The following is a 19,242-nucleotide window of genomic DNA, read 5'->3' as shown; positions in this document are numbered from 1 at the left end:
TTAGAAAAATATAATATGACAACAATACAAGGTCCGGCGGTATTTTTAGCCCAATTTATTAGTGATGAAGCTCCTTTTAATTCCTTAGACGGAATTTGTAAATGGGCTGCTGATTTAGGGTTTAAAGGTATCCAAATGCCAACATTAGATACTCGATTCATTGATTTGCAAAAGGCTGCAGAAAGTAAAACGTATGCTGATGAACTTAAAGGCACAATTGCTTTTTACGGATTAGAAATCACTGAATTATCAACGCATTTGCAAGGTCAGTTAGTTGCCGTTCATCCTGCTTATGATGATTTTTTTGACGCATTTGCTCCTGTAAATGTACATGGTAATTCTAAAGCCAGACAAGAATGGGCGGTGCAACAATTGAAGTATGCTGCAAAAGCATCTCAAAATTTAGGTTTAAATGCACATGCCACTTTTAGTGGTTCTTTGCTTTGGCAATATTTTCACCCATGGCCACAAAGGCCTCCGGGTTTAGTGGAAGACGGTTTTGCTGAATTGGCAAAACGGTGGTTGCCAATTTTAAATGAGTTTGATCAAAATGGGATCGATCTTTGTTATGAAATTCATCCTGGAGAAGATTTGTTTGATGGGGAAACCTACGAAATGTTTTTGAAGGCTGTAAACAACCATTCCAGAGCTTGTTTGCTTTATGATCCATCACATTTTGTATTGCAACAGTTAGACTACATCCAATATATAGATTTTTATCACGAAAGGATTAAAGCTTTTCACGTAAAGGATGCCGAGTTTAATCCTACAGGAAAGCAAGGAACTTTTGGAGGATATCAAAGTTGGGTAAACCGTGCGGGACGTTATCGTTCTCCTGGAGATGGGCAAATTGATTTTAAAACTATTTTTAGTAAACTGGCACAATATGATTTCAAAGGTTGGGCTGTTATGGAATGGGAATGTTGCATTAAAAATCAAGAAGATGGAGCACGTGAAGGTGCTGAATTTATAAAAAATCATATTATAAAAGTTACCGATAAAGCATTTGATGATTTTGCTGCTGTGGGAACAAATCAGGCTTTTAACAGAAAAAACTTAGGATTATAAAACTTAAATTGAAATGAAAATGAAATTAAAATATTTGCTTTTTGGGGTTGCTTTAATTAGCTTAACCTCATTTTCTAATGATAATTTAGACAGAAAATATAGTAAAGCTACTAAAAAAACAAACACTATTTTTCAAACATCGGACGGTGAAAAATTAATTGCTAAATCTGATTGTATAGGATGTCATAAATTAGACAAAAAACTCATAGGTCCCTCCTATTTAGACATTGCAAAAAAATATCCCTCTAATGAAAAAAATGTTGCCTATTTATCCGGTAAAATAATAAAAGGAGGTTCTGGAGTTTGGGGATCTATACCGATGTCTGCACATGCTTCTCTGAAAAAGAATGATGCAAATTCCATGGCAAAATACATTTTATCCTTAAAAAAATAACTCCAAATGTGCTTTTTAATATTCTATATAACTTTAGAATATTAAAAAGCACATCATTTATTAAACTATCTTATTGCTATTAACTAACCGTATCAAAATAAATGAAACAAAAAGAAGAAGAGAATAAAATCACCAATAACCGTCGTGATTTTATAAAAACAACTGCAATTGCAGCAGCAGCTTTTATGATTGTACCCCGTCATGTGCTAGGAAGAGGATTTGTCGCCCCAAGTGATCGCTTATCAATAGCCAGTATTGGTGTTGGCGGAAAAGGTAAATCTGATATTGCTATGTTTGCCAGCAGTGGAAAAGCTGATATTTCATTTTTATGTGATGTAGATACCCGAAGAGCTGCCTCAAGTGTAAATGCATTTCCTAAAGCTAAATTCTATAAGGATTGGCGCGAAATGTTAGACAAAGAGCATAAAAATTTCGATGCCGTTTCAGTTTCAACTCCCGATCATAATCATGCTATTCAAGCACTAGCCGCAATGCAATTAGGGAAGCATGTATATGTACAAAAACCTATGGCACATGATATTTACGAAGCTCGTATTTTGACTCAAGCTGCCAAAAAATATAAAGTGGTTACTCAAATGGGAAATCAAGGTGCTTCCAATGATGGTACCAGAATAATGAAAGAATGGTATGAAGCGGGTTTAATTGGTGATGTACATACGATTCATGCTTGGACAGACCGTCCGGTTTGGCCTCAAGGAATTCCTTGGTCAGCCAATAAAGCGGATATTCCAAAAGAATTGGATTGGGATTTATGGTTGGGTACTGCTCCGCACAAAGAGTATGTAAATAAATTAGTGCCGTTCAACTGGCGCGGTTGGTGGGATTACGGAACAGGTGCATTAGGAGATATGGGATGCCATTTATTGGAAGCTCCTTTTAGTGTATTGAACTTAAAATATGCCAAAGATGTACAATGTAGTGTTGGTTCTGTTTATGTAGATGAATTTCAAAGAGGGTATTTCCCAGAGAGTTGTCCTCCTTCAAGTCACGTTACATTAACCTTTCCAAAAACGGAGAAAACAAATGGTGACATAGCGGTACACTGGATGGATGGAGGAATTCAACCGGAAAGACCTTCTGAATTAGGTTCGAATGAAATTTTTGGAGATGGTGGAAATGGAACATTGTTCACAGGTACAAAAGGAAAAATGATGTGTGATACTTATGGTTTAAATCCTCGTTTACTTCCTCTAAGTAAAAATGAAAATCTACAAGTTGCTCAAAAATACGCAAGAGTGATTGATGGTTCCGAAGGACATTACAAACAATGGGTTGAAGCTGCAATAGCAGGTTATGGAAAAAAAGAATTAAGTTCTCCTTTTGAAATTGCCGGTCCTTTAACAGAAGCTTTGTTAATGGCAAATCTTGCTATTAGAGGATATGATGTAATGAGAGAAGAGCTTGGCGAAGAAGTGTATCCGGGCCGTTCAGCAAAATTATTATGGGATAATGACGCTATGAAAATTACCAATTTTGACGAAGTGAATCAGTTTGTGAAACGGGACTATCGCCAAGGTTGGAAAGCTTTAACTTTATAAACAAGATTATCTAATAATTTAAAAATTTAAAAATGATTAAAAATATTTGTACTTCACTACTTGTTATGATACTAATTCAAACTGCAAATGCACAACAGGCACCAATAGCTAAAGGATTTAAATCCATATTTGATGGACAATCCACAACAGGATGGCATAGTTACGGAAAAACAACTGCCGGTTCTGGGTGGAAAGTGGAAGATGGTGTGTTGCATTTTGATCCTACTGCGGCCCAAAACGGTCAAGGCGGTGATCTTGTAACGGATGTAGAATACGAGAATTTTCATTTAAAATTAGAATGGAAAGTAGCAAAAAATGCCAATAGCGGTATTATTTTTTATGTGAATGAGGATTTGACAAAATTCAAAAATACTTATGAAACAGGATTGGAAATGCAAGTATTAGACAATGACGGTCATCCAGACGGAAAAATTGAAAAACACAGATCAGGAGATTTGTATGATCTAATAAAAAGTACTTCAGAGCCTGTTAAACCAGTAGGAGAATGGAATGCTGTTGACATTGTATGTAAATTCGGAAAACTGACCCTGTTATTAAATGGAGTGAAAGTAGTAGAAACTACACTTTGGGATGCCAACTTTAAAACATTGGTAGCAGGAAGTAAATTTGCTGCTTGGCCAGGTTTTGCTGCATTCAAAAAAGGCAAAATTGCTTTGCAAGATCACGGAGATAATGTGTGGTTCAGAAACATTCAAATAAAAGAATGGAATACTATGAAGATTACAACCGGATGTGAAGCTGGCATGTAATTAATCGCTAAAAATTAAAAAAACAACCAAAACCAAAAAAATAAAAACCAAAAAACCAATGAATAGCACCATTCGAATTAAATTATCCATAATGATGTTCCTAGAATTTTTTATCTGGGGAGCATGGTTTGTAACCCTTGGTACGTTTCTGGGAAATAATCTAAAAGCATCGGGATCAGAAACTGCCGCAATTTTTTCTACACAATCATGGGGCGCAATTATTGCACCTTTTATTATAGGTTTAATAGCGGACCGTTATTTTAATGCGGAGAAAATTTTAGGAATACTTCATCTTATAGGAGCCTTTTTAATGTATCAAATGTATCAGTCAGAAGAGGTTGGGATGTTCTATACCTACGTTCTAAGTTACATGATTTTATATATGCCAACATTAGCATTAGTAAATTCCGTTTCTTTTAATCAAATGAAAGATCCGGAAAAAGAGTTTGCAAATATTAGAGTTTGGGGAACAATTGGCTGGATTTTAGCAGGATTGTCTATTAGTTTTATTTTCCATTGGGATACTGCAGAAGCAATTTCTGAAGGATTTCTTAAAAACACGTTTCTTTTAGCAGGAATCGCAGCTTTAGTTTTAGGTTTATTCAGTTTTTCTTTACCAAAAACACCACCAAAAGTAAGTGATGAAAAAATAAAAATAGGAGATATTATAGGCCTTGATGCCTTAAAGTTATTAAAAGATAAAAACTTCGCCATCTTTTTTATATCGTCAATTCTTATTTGTATTCCTCTTGCCTTTTATTACCAAAATGCACATCCCTTTTTGACAGAAGCAGGCGTCGAAAATCCTACAGGAAAAATGGCAATTGGTCAAATATCGGAAGCTTTATTTTTATTATTAATTCCTGTATTTTTCACTCGTTTTGGCTTCAAGAAAACAATTTTAGTCGGGATGTTAGCATGGGCAATTCGTTATGTTTTATTTGCTTATGGTAATGGAGATGATTTAAGTTTCATGCTGATTATAGGTATAGCTTTACACGGTATTTGTTATGATTTCTTTTTTGTTTCTGGTCAAATTTACACCAATTCAAAAGCAGGTGAAAAATATAAAAGTGCTGCTCAAGGCTTAATTACATTAGCTACTTACGGAGTTGGTATGCTGATTGGTTTTGCAGTTGCAGGTTGGATAACGGACAATTATAAAATGTTAGACGGCGCAATAAATTGGGAAATGGTTTGGATAATTCCTGCTGGAATTGCTTTGGCAGTATTCTTCCTTTTTGCACTTTTATTTAATGAAAAAAACAAAGTAGAAGAAACATCTTCTGCTACATAAAAATAAAAGATGAGTACTAATCTAAATAGAAGATCTGCCATAAAAGGAATAGTAGCAGGAACAGTTGCGATGGGAATTCCTTCTGGATTTTCTGCTTTGGCTTTGCCAAAAAATGAAATAGAAACACCATTGGGTAAATTAAAAGGAAATATAAAGCACTCCGTTTCTCGTTGGTGTTTTAATGACATAGATTTAGATACTCTGTGCATTGAATCCAAAAAGATGGGAATTACTGGTATTGATTTAGTGGGTCCAAAAGATTGGCCAACTTTGAAGAAATATGATCTTGTTTCTACCATGTGCAACGGTGCTGAGATTAATTTAGTCGATGGTTTCAATGCTATTAAGTTTCATGAAACACTCTTAAAAAATTATACCGAAATGATTCCGCTAGTGGCTAAAGCAGGGTATAAAAACCTAATTTGCTTTAGCGGAAGCCGAAGAGGAATAACTGATGAAGAAGGTTGGAATAATTGCGTTGTTGGTTTACAAAAACTAATTCCATTGGCTGAAAAGCATGATGTTATTTTGGTGATGGAATTGTTAAACAGCAAAATTGACCATAAAGATTACCAATGTGACAGAACATCATGGGGAGTAGAATTAGCAAAACGCTTGGACTCAGAAAACTTTAAACTCCTTTATGACATTTATCACATGCAAATTGATGAAGGTGATGTGATTAGAAACATAAGAGACAACCATCAATACATTGCACATTTTCATACTGCCGGCGTTCCCGGACGAAATGAAATTGATAACACACAGGAATTAAATTACGTTGCAATAATGAAAGCAATTGCAAAAACTGGTTTCAAAGGTTTTGTGGGTCAAGAATTCATTCCTAAAAACCCGGACAAACTAGCTTCATTGAAGCAGGCTATTGCGATTTGTGATATTTAATTTAACTAATCTAAAAAATAACCCATGATAAAAAGAAGAGAATTTTTAATTAATGCTGGTTTAGCATTAGGCGCATTAGCCATTGCTCCTACATTTGCTTTTGACTCTAAAAAAAGAGCCATCGGAATTCAATTATGGACACTACGTGATACTTTACCAAAAGATGTCAAAGGAGTTTTAGCTCAAGTTGGAAAAGCTGGATTTACAGAAGTGGAAACTTTTGGGTATTCAGTAGACAAAGGCTTTTTTGGAACTTCTGTACATGATTTTAAAGCGATACTTGACGATAATGGTTTGAAAGCTACGAGTAATCATTTTGATTTTAACTCTATGATTAAAGATGGTACTACTGATCTTGTAAAATCATATATCGAAACAGCTAATCATTTAGGAAGTGAATATGTAACTGTTCCCTATATAATTTCAGAATTAAGAGGAACAACTGGTGATGCCTATAAAAAACTAGCTTTACAAATAAATAAAGTTGGAGAACTTTGTAAAGCCGGAGGTTTAAAATTAGCCTATCACAATCATGATTTTGAATTCACAAAATTTGGATTAACTAATGGATATGAGATTTTATTGAATGAAACCGATAAAAATTTAGTTGATTTTGAAATGGATTTATATTGGGTAATTCGTTCAGGAAATGACCCGTTGCAATTATTCAAAAAATATCCTGGACGTTTCAAAATGTGGCACGTAAAAGATATGGATAAAGTAAATCCAGATTGGAATGCAGAAATAGGAACTGGAACTATAGATTTCAAATCCATTTTTGCGCAAGCGGAACTTGCGGGAATGAAACGGTTCTTTTTGGAACATGAATCGAACTATAAACCAAATCCAATAGAATCTGCTGTAACCAGTTTTAATTATATTAAGAAAAACTTAATCTAAATATTTTAAAAAAAAAATATAAAAAGGGATACATCAGTATCCCTTTTTTATTACCACTTCTCAGCTCCCAATAATTTTTTCCCTAAATCACTCAATTCTGCGGTTTTATATTTGGTTTGTTCCCATTTACGAGGATCTCCAGGAAATGCATATCCTTCCGGTGCAATTCTGTTTTTCCATGAATTGACTCTCCATTGACGTAGTTCTTCATTATCCTCTTCAGCCGGCATCATAGAAATATATTGTGCCATTCTTACTTTATCTTTTGTAATATTTGGGCGAATTCCATGCGGTTGCGTGCTGTTGAAAATCAATAAATCACCAGCTTCCATTTTTACTTTTACAAATTTATCTTCGAGCCCGGTAACATCAGGTTTAAAACGATTCCTGTCTTCTGGTTGCGTCAGTTTCCAAGTATTATAATTTCGATATAAATCTGGAATACATTGAAATCCTCCCATATTTTCATCCGTTTGATCAGCTAATGCAAGAACTCCTTGTACGTTTTGAGGTTTAGTTTCTGGGTCATAATCCCAATGTATGAATCCTTTAAAATCAAAATCTGGACGGATTGGTAAATTAAGATTTGCTCGGTCAATGGTTACCCATAATTTCTCTGTTCCCCAAATATCGACAAACGCATTATACACTTTTTCCATTTGTCGATTATCCCATTGGTATTGATGATTGTAAACTTCAACCATACCACTATTCGTAAGCTCTTTCATTTGCATTTCGGCTCTTGGCGGAGCATACCACGTTTCTGGATCATTTTGATTTTTTTCTTCAAATTCCCATAGAAAATCAGCCATTTTTTTTGCGTTTTCTTTCGGAACTGCATTTTTTATGACAATGTATCCGTTTTCAATCCAAAATACCCAATCTTCCTCAGTAAGCAAACGCAAAGGTTTTCCATTAGAACGATCATTTAATTTTGTTGTGCTGGATTTTGCTGTAGATGGATTTCCCGGAATATCTTTGTGAGCATTATTTGGTGCCATTGTGGGCACCATCGTTGGTGTCTTTGATTGATTATTCTTTTCCATAGTTTTTATATTTTGGTGTTATACCTATTTCAAAATTAGAAAAATAAGACACTAATTACTTTCACAAAATTTACTACTATTTGTATTATATTGATTTTTTTTACTAATTTTAAATAAGTATATGTATTATATTGAACAATTAACGCATTAGCCAAATATGAAAATAGTTTTTGAGGATATAAAAAGATTAGCTGGGAGTTCCTTTAGAATATTGGTAAATCCAAAATTGAATGATTTTTATTATTGGCATTTTCATCCTGAATTTGAGTTGACTTTTATTGTTGCACCAAATGGAACACGACGCGTAGGCGATCATATTGGCAATTTTGAGGGTAGTGATTTGGTTTTTATAGGTTCCAATATTCCCCATTTGAATTTTGATTATGGAATTAAAACCGAATATGAAAAAGTAGTTTTACAGATTAAAGAAGCTTTTTTCAAAAATGACTTTATAGCAACTCCAGAATTGGCCTCTATTTATCAATTATTTGAGAACTCAAAAAAAGTAATTTGCTTTCATGGCACTGTGAAAGATAAAATTGGAAAAAGGCTTCAAAAAATTCATCTTTTATCTCATTTCGAACAATTCATTGAAGTGCTCTCATTATTTCAGATTTTAGCAACATCTAATGAAATTACTTTTTTACACGATAAACCATTTGAAAATCTATACAATAATAAAGAGCAATTGCGATTAAAAGTAGTTTATAAATTTATAGAAGAAAACTACCAAAGGGCTGTATCTATTGAAGAAATCTCCCATTTGACTCATTTATCTAAAGCAGCTTTTTGTCGTTATTTTAAAAAAATGACACGATTGACCTTTACAGAATTTTTAAATCAATATCGAATTGAACAAGCGAAAAGACTTTTGAAAAGTGATAAAAATGTAACTGAAACCTGTTATGAATGTGGATTTGAAAGTCTGTCATACTTTAATAGGATTTTCAAAAAAGTGGTGGGTGAAAATCCGATACAATTTAAGAAAAGATAAAAAAGGTGTGCTTCCTATATTTTAGAAACACACCTTTTGGCATTTACTCCGTAATATTAAAACTGGCTACATAAAAATTTTTGTCTATTTCCAATTTTGAATTTTCAGTATTTGCTGGAATACGCTTCCATTCTGTTTCTGGTTTGAGCAATTCTTCTTTTCCATTCAGCGTTACTTTTACAGGCATGTTAAAACCAGTTACACAATTTGTCCAGCGATAACCAATTTGATTATCCTTGAAAAAATATTCTAATGTTGGAATTCTGGTATCTCTTAGATACTGATTAAAAACTGTTGATAAATCGATTCCAACTTGCTGACTTAAATAATCTTCTATTTGTTTTGTAGTAACTGTTTGGTGATAAAAAGTACTATTTAAACCTCTTAATATTCCTCTCCATTTCTCATCGTTATTTACAATCTGGCGTAAAGTATGCAACAGGTTCCCTCCTTTTGGATACATATCACCAGAACCTTCGTTGTTTACACCGTAATTTCCGATTATTGGTTTGTCATTGTTTATTCCTTTTCTGGTTCCTCGAACATATTCAAATCCAGCTTCTTTTCCATAGTAATATTCTACAAAAAGACTTTCTGAATAGTTTGTAAAACTCTCGTGAATCCACATATCAGCTATATCTTTATAGGTAATATTATTGGCGAACCACTCATGTCCAGACTCATGAATAATAATAAAATCAAATTTTAATCCCCAGCCCGTTCCGCTTAAATCCCTACCACGATAGCCGTTTTGAAAACCATTTCCATACGTTACGCTACTTTGATGTTCCATTCCTAAATACGGAGCTTCAACTAACTTATAACTGTCTTCATAAAAAGGATACGGTCCAAACCAATGTTCAAAAGCTTTTAACATCCTTGGGACGTCTTGAAATTGTTTTTTGGCTTTCGCCAAATTGTCTCTCAAAACATAATAACTGCAATCTAAATCTCCTTTTTCACCTTTGTATTTTTCCGAAAACGAAACATAATCCCCTATATTAATATTTACACCATAATTATTGATTGGATTTGATACATACCAATTATAGGTTTTCGTTCCATCTTTTAATTGCTTTACACTTAGTAAACGTCCATTGGAAACATCCGTCAAGTTTTTTGGAACATTTACACTGATCAACATATTTTCCACTTCATCGTACATGTGATCTTTATTGGGCCACCAAACACTGGCACCAAATCCTTGACAAGAAGAAGCAATAAAAGGATTCCCATTACTGTCTTTTTTCCAAGTGATTCCTCCATCCCAAGGTGGATTTACGGCTACTTTTGGTTTACCTCCGTAAAAAACGGTTAACTCTTTTAAGGCTCCTTTTGTTTGAGGCGCAATTAATTCAATAAAAAATGCATTTCCTTCTCTTTTGTATTTTAACACTACTCCATCCTGAATGACTTTATTAATTTCCATAGGAGTTTGCAGGTCAATTTGCATGATATTGTATTCCTGAACAACTTGATATTGTATGGTGTTAGATCCTGTAATTGTGCTGTCTGCGGGATTTACTTTAATATCTAGATGGTACTTTTTTACATCCCACCACGCTCTTTCTTTAGTGATGCTACCTCTCAAAGTATCTTGTCTAGTAAAGATTTGCTCTGATTTATTTAGTAAACCTTGTGCATTTATACCGTTAAGAAATAGAAACGAAATAAAAATAATACTAAACTGTTTTTTCATAATTAATCATTTTGAACAAAAATAAACTTTATAATTTTATAAATATAGTACCTAAAAAAAATATTTTTCAGGATATGCTTGAACGTATTCTTGAAGTAGTTTATTCTCTTTCCCACGAATTTCCATCATCACTTTATTATTTTTAAAGTCAAATTTTAATAGACCAAAATTGATATCTTTAATAACTTCTCCTTTCACATAAGGGTTTTCTTCCCCTGAAAAAGAAGTGTAGGTGTGCGTCAATCCACTTGAGGTAAAATCTACTAACGGATAGGATAATCCGCTAACTTTTTTGGAAGAAAAAGTGGCTATATGGCGATCTCCAGAAAGTATAAAAGTACCTTTCGCTTTGGAGGAAACAATCAATTTTTCCAGTTTGTCTATTTCATGCGGAAAATTTCCCCAAGCTTCAAAACCATGTTTATCGGATAAAAACTGAATGCTGCTAACAATCACATTAAATTGCGCATCAGATGATTTAAGTTCTTTTTCCAGCCATTTCCATTGTGCATTTCCTAATATAGTTCCTTCACCATATACATTAGGTTGAAAACGTTTTTTTGAATCCAAGGCTTTAGTCAGTGCTGTTCTAAAAAAACGAGAGTCCAACACTATAACTTTTATTTTATTTCCATTTACAACAATAGTTTTAGCCGAATAAACTCCATCTCTATTTCGTTCTGGAGCCTCTTTTGAAGTTCCTAAAAAGTCCAATAATAGTTCTTGGCTTTGACTTTTAAAAGGATATTCTTCCCCACCGTCATTCGCTCCATAATCGTGATCGTCCCACGTTCCTAATATGATTTTATCTTTAATAAACTTGAGATAATCAGTATCTTGTTTCTGAATTTTATAATTATTTTTAAGAAAATCCATATCCTTAGTATCTGAATACACATTATCCCCTCCCCAAATCCAAACGGATGGGTGATTTTCATCTATCGCTGGCCAAAGTTCATTTTTAATCTTCTGATTGTCACAGGAACCAAAAGCAATAGTATAATATTCATTTTGAATTGGTTTTTGAGATTCAATTAAGCTGGTTGTATCATACGTTTTACAGCTAATGAATCCTAACAAGCTAAAAATCAGAAGTATTTTTTTCATGAGAAAAGGTAGTGGAAAACTATTATTTTATTAAACTTTTTGACGAAGATATGAAAATCCACCTATTTGTAGTTTAAGTAAACTTTAAATAAAAAAAGCAACTATTTCAATAGAGATAGTTGCTTTTTTTAGTTGAGTACTAACATTTAATGCAAGTTAGTTACTTTACTTTGTTCGACTACAGCAGTAAAATCATTGGCAAAACGATTACCATAATCTTCCAACAATTCTAAAACTCTTTCTTGCTTATCTGATTTGACAATTAGACCCGCATGATTTTCTAACGGAACTCTAAAACAAACTTCCGGATCTGAAAATAACGATAAATTAGGATGCTGGAATTTTGACAATGTCAAAACGATACCTGCATATTCTTTTTTTACTTTTGGTAAAATGTATTTTGTTCCTTTTGCTAATGCATCTTCAATAGCCGCCCATTCTTTCCATAAATTAATATTAGAAGCTTCGGCTACCATTTCAGCCAAATGTGCTCCTCCTACTCTTGAAGAAGTTTCCAGAAAATAAATTTGACCATCTTCCTTGCTTTTTATAAATTCTGTATGGGCAGCACCATGTTTCAATCCAAAATCTTTCATGACTTGCTCATTCAATTTTTTTATGGCTTTATCATCCTCTGAATTGTATTTAATATTGGTAGAACGAAAAACGCCGCCGCTTTGGGAAATTTCCATTGGTGTGGCTAAATATTTTGAAGTCAAGCTAAAGATTACTTTGCTATCCGAAATCAAACTATCACAATGATACACATCGCCTGGTTTGAATTGTTCCAATAAGTATTTGAATCTGTTGTTTCCCATTTCATTGATATGAATCCACAAACTCTCTTTGTCATGTATTTTTATAATTCCTGCAGCCGATGCCTCTGATCGTGGTTTCAAAACCCATGGAGCATGAGTCGTATCCGCAAAAGTATTAATATCATGATCATTAAATAACGAACAAAAAGCAGGAATAGAAATTCCGCAACTTTTGGCCCTCATGCGCATCGCCAGTTTATCTCTAAAATAACGTCCCGTAGTTTGTCCCATTCCGTCAATACGGAGGTTTTCCCTGAGATAGGTAGCTTTTTCGACATCATAATCATCCAAAGCTACAATGGCATCAACTTTAGTGGACTTCATAAAATTACCCACACCTAACAACAGATGTTCTAAATTCCAATCGACATCTTGACTTTCCATATAAAAAATCTCATCAATTTGTTGATGTGGCCAGGGTTTATCTCTCAGTTTTTCACTTGTCACTAAATAAACTTTGTTGCCTAACTTTTTTAAAATGATTAAAAAATCGGCGCCCTTGAAATAATTTGAAATACAAAGGAAGGTTTTAGAGTTTTCCATACGTTATAAATTTTCAATGAATTTAGTTAATAAATGAACTCCATATCCTGTTGCATGTTTACTTTTAGCAAACTCATCATCACCAAAAGCTACACCTGCAACATCAAGATGCGCCCAAGCTTTGTGTTCTTGGGTAAAATATTCTAAAAATTTAGCGGCGCTTATTGCTCCGGCAACTGGTTTTCCGCTATAATTTTTGACATCGGCAATATCGCTTTCAATATCTGATTTATAAACCTCCCAAAGCGGTAAGGGCCACAAACGCTCTCCGATTGCATCTCCGTTTTCTTGTAATTTTTTTGACATTTCTTCATTATTGGTAAACAAAGCACCACATTCATACCCAAAAGTACCAACGCTGCTTCCGGTAAGTGTGGCAATATCAACAATATATTCCGGGTTGAAATTTTTAATTAAATACGATAATCCATCGGCTAAAATGAGTCTTCCTTCAGCATCAGTATCAATTATTTCTATCGAATGTCCGCTATAACTATGGATCACATCACTAGGTAAAAAGGATTTGCTGTCAACTGAATTTTCGGCACAAGGAACAATAGCGGTAACTTTTACGGGCAATTGTAAATCGGCTATAAGTTGCATGGTTCCAAGTACCGCAGCCCCGCCAGCCATATCGCATTTCATGTGGATCATTCCTGCCGTTTTTATATTTAATCCACCGGTGTCAAAGGTTATTCCTTTCCCCACCAATCCAACATGTTTTATGTGTTCCACTTCGGCAACGGGAGTGTAATTCATAATGATAAATTGTGGTTCATTTTCACTTCCTTTTCCTACCGCCAAAAATGCGCCAAGACCTGCAATTTTTGAAGCTTCATAACCAAGAACTTCTACATCAAAGCCATATTTTTCGCCAGTCTCCATAGCCCATTTCGACAAGTATTTTGGAGTAATTGTATTCGGTGGTAAATCAACTAAATTATAGGTCGCTAATTGTGCTTTGGCAATTTTAATTCCTTTTTTGGCTGTAGCCAAATAATCTTTTTCAGAAACTAAATTCAATGTAAATTCAGAATCTAAAAAAGGATGTTCCTTTTTATCTGATTTAAAATGGCCTAAATTATAGGTTCCTAAAAGCAACCCTGAAATCATGGCTTCAACCTGATCCTGAGTAAATTGTTCGGGTATAACTAAAGCAACATTCGAACTGAAACTATCTTTTTGTTTTGATGAAATCCGACGAAAAATAGTTTTCAATGATCTATATTCTATCGTTTTTCCTAAACCAATAAAGATATGCGTATTGTTGTTTTTTTCGGCTAAATAATGGGTGTCTTTTTTTCCAAAAAAAACTTTAGATGTTACTTCTAATCCATTAAAAGTTATAGGAACAATACTTTTTGAATACGTTTCAAAAGCCGGAATCAATATTGTTCCTGAAAAATCAGTTAGGTTTTGTAATGTATTTGTTTTCATTTGTTCTTTTAATTTTCTATAGATTATTTATTAAACTGAATGTGATTTATTTAAAAGAAATACATTACTCTTTTGTATTGAAAAACAACCATTCTATTGCTTTAGGAAATTCATCACTCCAATAGGTTTCGTTATGTTTCCCTTGTCTATTAATACTTAAATTAATCTTTGATTTGTCTTTTACAAATTCGTTCGAAATCAAATCTTCCTGAAACTTTTTTACATGCTCAATCATTGTTTCACTTTCATCACCACCAGCATACAAATAGATTTTTGTATCCGCTGAATTAGCTTTTTTAGCATTGATTTTTAATTCTGGGACAACCCAAAGTGATGGTGAGAATATCATTAATTTCCCATAAACTTCGGGGTTTCGCAATCCACTAAAAATACTAATCAATCCTCCCATAGAACTTCCTCCTATTCCTGTAAATTCCCGTTCTTTTTTAGTTCGAAAATTACTGTCCACATACGGTTTTAAAGTATCTGTTACAAATCGAATGTATTTTTTACCTTGACCTTTTCCTAAAACCGTTTTCCCAACATTATATTCTTTTATCCGATCTTCTTCGGCATGTTCTATAGCAATAATTATAATTTTTCCAATTTTATATTCCGACATAACGGCCAGTTTTTTATCAATTTCCCAATTGCCAAATTCGGCTGATTCATTGAATAAATTTTGGGCATCCTGCAAATACAGGACTGGATAATTTTCGTTTGAATGGTCATAATCATGAGGCAACAAAGCCCAAATTTTTCTGGTTTTATTGAGTTGCGGAATTATAAATTCATCTGAAATCAACTGAACTTGAGGTAAAAAAGATTGCTTAAACGGCAACCAGTTTTTTCTCCATCTTGCGACATGTTCTTTTTGAATGCCAGTATGATTGCGTGTTGAACGGTTTTCAGTACGATTGCCGTGACTGTCAATCTCAACTTCACTCCAATCCCCTTTCGTAAATTTATACAAAAGGGTTGCAGGATAATCAAAATCGTGTAAAAATTTGTAATGGTATACGTTACTGCCAATTTTTTCCATCATAAACTCTTTGTCCTGCGTACGCCATTTATTGAAATTCCCAGAAATATAAACAGGTCTTGCATCATCTTCGTCAGTTGTAAGGATTATATATAATCCCGTATTTAGTATTGGATTGTTTAATTCTTGCGTCAATGTGGTATTATCTAAATTCATCACTTGCATTCTGGTACTTTAATTTTAAAATAATAGTAAATATAGTGGATTGCAATTTGAAATAAAAGAAAAAAGAAAACCCAATAGCAAATGAATTTCCTATTGGGTTTGTATTGGTAAAAATTATTTGATGAATTTTACTTTTGGCGGCTCTTCAAAACTTCAACAACATCATTTAGCTTAAATCCTTTGGCTTGTAACAATATAAGGTAATGAAAGAGCAAGTCTGCACTTTCACTCAAAAACAAATCATCGTTATCATCTTTGGCTTCAATAACTACTTCAATTGCTTCCTCCCCTACTTTTTGGGCAATTTTGTTCATCCCTAATTTAAACAATGAAGCAACATAACTTTTTTCTGAATCGGCATTTTCTTTTCGAAGTTGGATTGTATCTTCTAAATTCGAAATAAAGCCATAATCCCCTTTGTTTTTGTCAGCCCAACACGTATCCGTACCTTTATGACAGGTTGGTCCTTCTGGTTTTACCTGTATCAATAAAGTATCGTTATCACAGTCATTTTTGATATCAATCAGATTCAAAAAATTGCCACTTTCCTCGCCTTTTGTCCAAAGCCTTTGTTTCGTACGACTATAAAATGTTACTTTTTTAGTGTCAACCGTTTTTTGATACGCTTCGGCATTCATGAAACCCAACATCAAAACCGTTTTGGTTTCACTATCTTGAATTATGGCAGGAATTAATCCGTCTGTGTTTTTTGAGAAATCTATGTTCATGTTTTTAATTTAAAGATTGAAAAATTAAAGATTGAAAGATTATCTAATCCGATTTTCTTTTCTCTTTATTCTATTATCTGTTTCTATATCCTAACTTCGATATTATTATTTTTAAGGGCTGTTTTTAATGTTTTGATTTCAATTTCTTTAAAATGAAATACACTCGCGGCCAATGCTGCGTCAGCTTTTCCTTCTAAAAAAGTGTCTACAAAATGCTGCATGTTTCCCGCGCCACCAGAAGCAATTATAGGGATATTAACTAAGTCCGAAAGTGTAGCCAAAGCTTCATTGGCAAATCCGTTTTTAGTTCCATCATTGTCCATCGAGGTAAACAGAATTTCGCCTGCGCCTCTTTGCTCCACTTCTTTAGCCCAATCAAATAAATTCAATTCGGTAGGTACTTTTCCGCCCACTAAATGAACAATCCATTGTCCATCAATTTGTTTGGCATCAATCGCAACAACCACACATTGACTTCCAAATTTTTGTGCCAAATCATTAATCAACTGCGGATTTTTCACCGCCGATGAATTAATGGAAACCTTATCAGCCCCGTTTTGCAACAATACTTCAACATCACTAACTGATGAAATTCCGCCACCAACGGTAAACGGAATATTAATAGTCGAAGCGACTTTTCGGACCAAATCCACTAAGGTTTTTCTCCGTTCTTCCGTTGCCGAAATATCCAAAAAAACCAATTCATCAGCACCTTCATCCGAATATATTTTGGCTAATTCCACCGGATCTCCTGCGTCCCGCAAGTCTACAAAATTAACACCTTTTACAGTTCTTCCGTTTTTAATATCAAGACAGGGTATAATTCTTTTTGTAAGCATCTAAATTAAGTATTAAATTGTAAGGATGAATTATTAAGTTTTTTTGATATTGATTTTAGAAGTAATAATTATGCTTTTTATTAATTTTAAAACTTCTACACCATCATTATTTAGACTTAAAAATTCTTCATTTGAAATATAATTTGTTGCTTGTAAAAGTTCAAGCCAATATAATGTTTCATCTGCTTCTTTTTGAGAAATACCCATTTTATGAATAAAATCAGCTTTGCTTTCTGCATTTTTAGCCTCTCTAATATTTGCGCCTACAGAAGTTCCGGAGCGTAATATTTGTTTACTAATCACATATTCATTTCTATTATTTAACGTTTTATATAAATTAACAATTCTAATAGCAAAAGAAAAACTTTTTATTTTTATTACGTCTTCACTCATATTTAATACTTAATAATTCATACTTAAAATATAGTGTTCCAGTTGTTTCAACGAAATTCGTCCTTCATAAATTGCCTTACCAATTATTGTTCCTTCACAACCCATTTCGGCTAGTTTTGGTAATTCATCAAAAGTAGAAATTCCTCCCGAAGCAATCAATTTTATGCCGTTGGCTTGTTCCAACTTCTCGACTCCGCTCGAAGTGATATTGCATTCATCAAGTATTTTTTTATATAAATCAAAAGAAGGGCCTTCAAGCATACCGTCTTTGGCGATATCAGTACAAATTACATACTGAATTCCTTTGCCTTGGTAATCTTGTATAAAAGGAATCAGATCTTCGTTTGAATCTTCTAACCAACCAGAAACAGCCACTTTTTCATTGTTGGCATCTGCTCCCAAAATAATTTTATCAGAACCATATTCTGCAATCCATTTTTCGAATAATGTTCTGTTTTTTACAGCGATACTCCCTCCGGTAATTTGATTTGCACCACTTTCAAAAGCGATTTTTAAATCAGAATCCGATTTTAATCCACCACCAAAATCAATTTTCAATTTGGTTTGTGTAGCAATTTGTTCCAATATTTTATAATTGACAATTTGGCTTGATTTTGCACCGTCTAAATCAACCAGATGCAAATATTCAATTCCATGTGCTTCAAATGATTTGGCCACCTCAAGCGGGTTTTCATTGTATATAATTTTGGTATTGTAATCACCTTTTGACAAGCGAACACATTTTCCATCTATAATATCTATTGCGGGTATTATTCTCATTGGATTTTAGATTGAGGATTAACGATTTTTGATTTCAGATTTGTCATTGCGAGGAACGAAGCAATCTCACTTACGATTGTTATTGTTATTGAATTTTGCCATTGCCATTAAAATTTATAATTTCAAGAAATTTGCCAAAATTTGTTCTCCAATATCGCCACTTTTCTCTGGGTGAAATTGTGTTCCATAGAAATTATCCTTCTGCAAAGCCGAGGCGTATTCTACTTCATAATTAGTGGTAGCAATGGCTTCAGAACAATTGGGGGCATAAAAACTATGTACGAGATACATGTATTCGTTCTCATTAATACCTTCAAACAAAGGCGATTTCAAATTATAAATTTGGTTCCATCCCATTTGTGGTACTTTTACTTTTGGTGTGAACTTAATCACATCAACCTCAAAAATTCCCAAACCTTTTGTATTCCCTTCCTCCGATTTGTTGCACATCAATTGCATGCCCAGACAAATCCCTAAAACGGGTTGTTTCAAGGTAGGAATCAAAGTCTCTAAACCACTTTCTAAAAGCATTTTCATTGCTGAACTTGCTTCTCCAACGCCTGGAAAAATAACTTTGTCTGCTGCTTTAATTTCTTCTGGATTATTACTCAAAACGGCTTTGAATCCCAATCTTTCGATGGCAAACATAATACTCTGAATATTTCCTGCGCCGTAATTTATGATTACTATTTTCATTCTTTTTAACCATTAAGAAATTAAGTTTTATTAAGGATTTAATACTTAATAAAACTTAATTTAT

Annotated in this window: 19 protein-coding genes; 8 read left to right on the top strand and 11 right to left on the bottom strand. The window is 33.6% G+C overall.

Annotated elements, in window-relative coordinates:
- Positions 1 to 15: 15 nt before the first annotated feature.
- The 7 genes from ACNQGD_RS06440 (at position 16) to ACNQGD_RS06410 (ending at position 6,891) form a co-directional block, all read left to right on the top strand.
- Positions 16 to 1,068: a sugar phosphate isomerase/epimerase family protein gene (locus ACNQGD_RS06440; protein WP_417998719.1), complete on the top strand. Its 1,053-nt coding sequence runs from the start codon at positions 16 to 18 to the stop codon at positions 1,066 to 1,068.
- A 13-nt stretch (positions 1,069 to 1,081) separates the two neighbouring features.
- Complete coding sequence (locus tag ACNQGD_RS06435) at positions 1,082 to 1,462, top strand: c-type cytochrome (RefSeq protein ID WP_417998718.1); 381 nt, start codon at positions 1,082 to 1,084, stop codon at positions 1,460 to 1,462.
- A 101-nt stretch (positions 1,463 to 1,563) separates the two neighbouring features.
- Positions 1,564 to 3,021, top strand: a complete 1,458-nt coding sequence (locus ACNQGD_RS06430) for a Gfo/Idh/MocA family protein (protein WP_417996303.1) — start codon at positions 1,564 to 1,566, stop codon at positions 3,019 to 3,021.
- Between the two features lie 32 nt (positions 3,022 to 3,053).
- The gene (locus tag ACNQGD_RS06425; protein ID WP_417996304.1) at positions 3,054 to 3,791 is read left to right on the top strand and encodes a 3-keto-disaccharide hydrolase; all 738 of its coding nucleotides are present in this window, start codon (positions 3,054 to 3,056) and stop codon (positions 3,789 to 3,791) included.
- Positions 3,792 to 3,849: 58 nt separating this feature from the next.
- Positions 3,850 to 5,088 carry a nucleoside permease gene (locus tag ACNQGD_RS06420; protein WP_417998717.1) on the top strand — a complete coding sequence of 413 codons (1,239 nt, stop codon included), beginning with the start codon at positions 3,850 to 3,852 and terminating at the stop codon, positions 5,086 to 5,088.
- Between the two features lie 9 nt (positions 5,089 to 5,097).
- The gene (locus ACNQGD_RS06415) at positions 5,098 to 5,991 is read left to right on the top strand and encodes a hydroxypyruvate isomerase family protein (RefSeq protein ID WP_417998716.1); all 894 of its coding nucleotides are present in this window, start codon (positions 5,098 to 5,100) and stop codon (positions 5,989 to 5,991) included.
- A 24-nt stretch (positions 5,992 to 6,015) separates the two neighbouring features.
- A complete protein-coding gene (locus tag ACNQGD_RS06410) occupies positions 6,016 to 6,891 on the top strand; it encodes a sugar phosphate isomerase/epimerase family protein (RefSeq protein ID WP_417998715.1) in 876 nt (291 codons plus the stop codon).
- A gap of 50 nt (positions 6,892 to 6,941) precedes the next feature.
- On the opposite strand, the gene ACNQGD_RS06405 is transcribed toward ACNQGD_RS06410, so the two are convergent.
- On the bottom strand, positions 6,942 to 7,937 hold the full coding sequence (locus tag ACNQGD_RS06405; RefSeq protein ID WP_417998714.1) for a phytanoyl-CoA dioxygenase family protein: 996 nt from the start codon (positions 7,935 to 7,937) through the stop codon (positions 6,942 to 6,944).
- Between the two features lie 157 nt (positions 7,938 to 8,094).
- On the opposite strand from ACNQGD_RS06405, the gene ACNQGD_RS06400 reads away from it, so the two are divergent.
- Positions 8,095 to 8,931: an AraC family transcriptional regulator gene (locus ACNQGD_RS06400; protein ID WP_417998713.1), complete on the top strand. Its 837-nt coding sequence runs from the start codon at positions 8,095 to 8,097 to the stop codon at positions 8,929 to 8,931.
- 43 nt (positions 8,932 to 8,974) lie between these two features.
- On the opposite strand, the gene ACNQGD_RS06395 is transcribed toward ACNQGD_RS06400, so the two are convergent.
- The 10 genes from ACNQGD_RS06395 to hisH form a co-directional block, all read right to left on the bottom strand.
- The gene (locus ACNQGD_RS06395) at positions 8,975 to 10,630 is read right to left on the bottom strand and encodes a M1 family metallopeptidase (protein ID WP_417998712.1); all 1,656 of its coding nucleotides are present in this window, start codon (positions 10,628 to 10,630) and stop codon (positions 8,975 to 8,977) included.
- 51 nt (positions 10,631 to 10,681) lie between these two features.
- Positions 10,682 to 11,737: an alkaline phosphatase D family protein gene (locus tag ACNQGD_RS06390; RefSeq protein WP_417998711.1), complete on the bottom strand. Its 1,056-nt coding sequence runs from the start codon at positions 11,735 to 11,737 to the stop codon at positions 10,682 to 10,684.
- 146 nt (positions 11,738 to 11,883) lie between these two features.
- Positions 11,884 to 13,098, bottom strand: coding sequence for an ATP-grasp domain-containing protein (locus ACNQGD_RS06385; RefSeq protein ID WP_417998710.1), 1,215 nt, complete (start codon positions 13,096 to 13,098; stop codon positions 11,884 to 11,886).
- Between the two features lie 3 nt (positions 13,099 to 13,101).
- Complete coding sequence (locus ACNQGD_RS06380) at positions 13,102 to 14,535, bottom strand: leucyl aminopeptidase family protein (RefSeq protein WP_417998709.1); 1,434 nt, start codon at positions 14,533 to 14,535, stop codon at positions 13,102 to 13,104.
- Between the two features lie 64 nt (positions 14,536 to 14,599).
- Positions 14,600 to 15,733, bottom strand: coding sequence for an alpha/beta hydrolase (locus ACNQGD_RS06375; RefSeq protein WP_417998708.1), 1,134 nt, complete (start codon positions 15,731 to 15,733; stop codon positions 14,600 to 14,602).
- 137 nt (positions 15,734 to 15,870) lie between these two features.
- The gene (hisIE, locus tag ACNQGD_RS06370) at positions 15,871 to 16,470 is read right to left on the bottom strand and encodes a bifunctional phosphoribosyl-AMP cyclohydrolase/phosphoribosyl-ATP diphosphatase HisIE (protein WP_417998707.1); all 600 of its coding nucleotides are present in this window, start codon (positions 16,468 to 16,470) and stop codon (positions 15,871 to 15,873) included.
- A gap of 83 nt (positions 16,471 to 16,553) precedes the next feature.
- Positions 16,554 to 17,309 carry an imidazole glycerol phosphate synthase subunit HisF gene (gene hisF, locus ACNQGD_RS06365; protein WP_417998706.1) on the bottom strand — a complete coding sequence of 252 codons (756 nt, stop codon included), beginning with the start codon at positions 17,307 to 17,309 and terminating at the stop codon, positions 16,554 to 16,556.
- A 33-nt stretch (positions 17,310 to 17,342) separates the two neighbouring features.
- A complete protein-coding gene (locus ACNQGD_RS06360; protein WP_417998705.1) occupies positions 17,343 to 17,702 on the bottom strand; it encodes a four helix bundle protein in 360 nt (119 codons plus the stop codon).
- Positions 17,703 to 17,711: 9 nt separating this feature from the next.
- Positions 17,712 to 18,482, bottom strand: a complete 771-nt coding sequence (locus tag ACNQGD_RS06355; protein ID WP_417998704.1) for a 1-(5-phosphoribosyl)-5-[(5-phosphoribosylamino)methylideneamino]imidazole-4-carboxamide isomerase — start codon at positions 18,480 to 18,482, stop codon at positions 17,712 to 17,714.
- A 114-nt stretch (positions 18,483 to 18,596) separates the two neighbouring features.
- Positions 18,597 to 19,178 carry an imidazole glycerol phosphate synthase subunit HisH gene (gene hisH, locus ACNQGD_RS06350; protein ID WP_417998703.1) on the bottom strand — a complete coding sequence of 194 codons (582 nt, stop codon included), beginning with the start codon at positions 19,176 to 19,178 and terminating at the stop codon, positions 18,597 to 18,599.
- Positions 19,179 to 19,242 lie beyond the last annotated feature (64 nt).

It is taken from the genome of Flavobacterium glucosi (assembly GCF_048286535.1).
Lineage (GTDB): Bacteria > Bacteroidota > Bacteroidia > Flavobacteriales > Flavobacteriaceae > Flavobacterium.
Note: the sequence above shows the minus strand (reverse complement) of the source record. Positions and strands in the feature narration are given on the sequence as shown.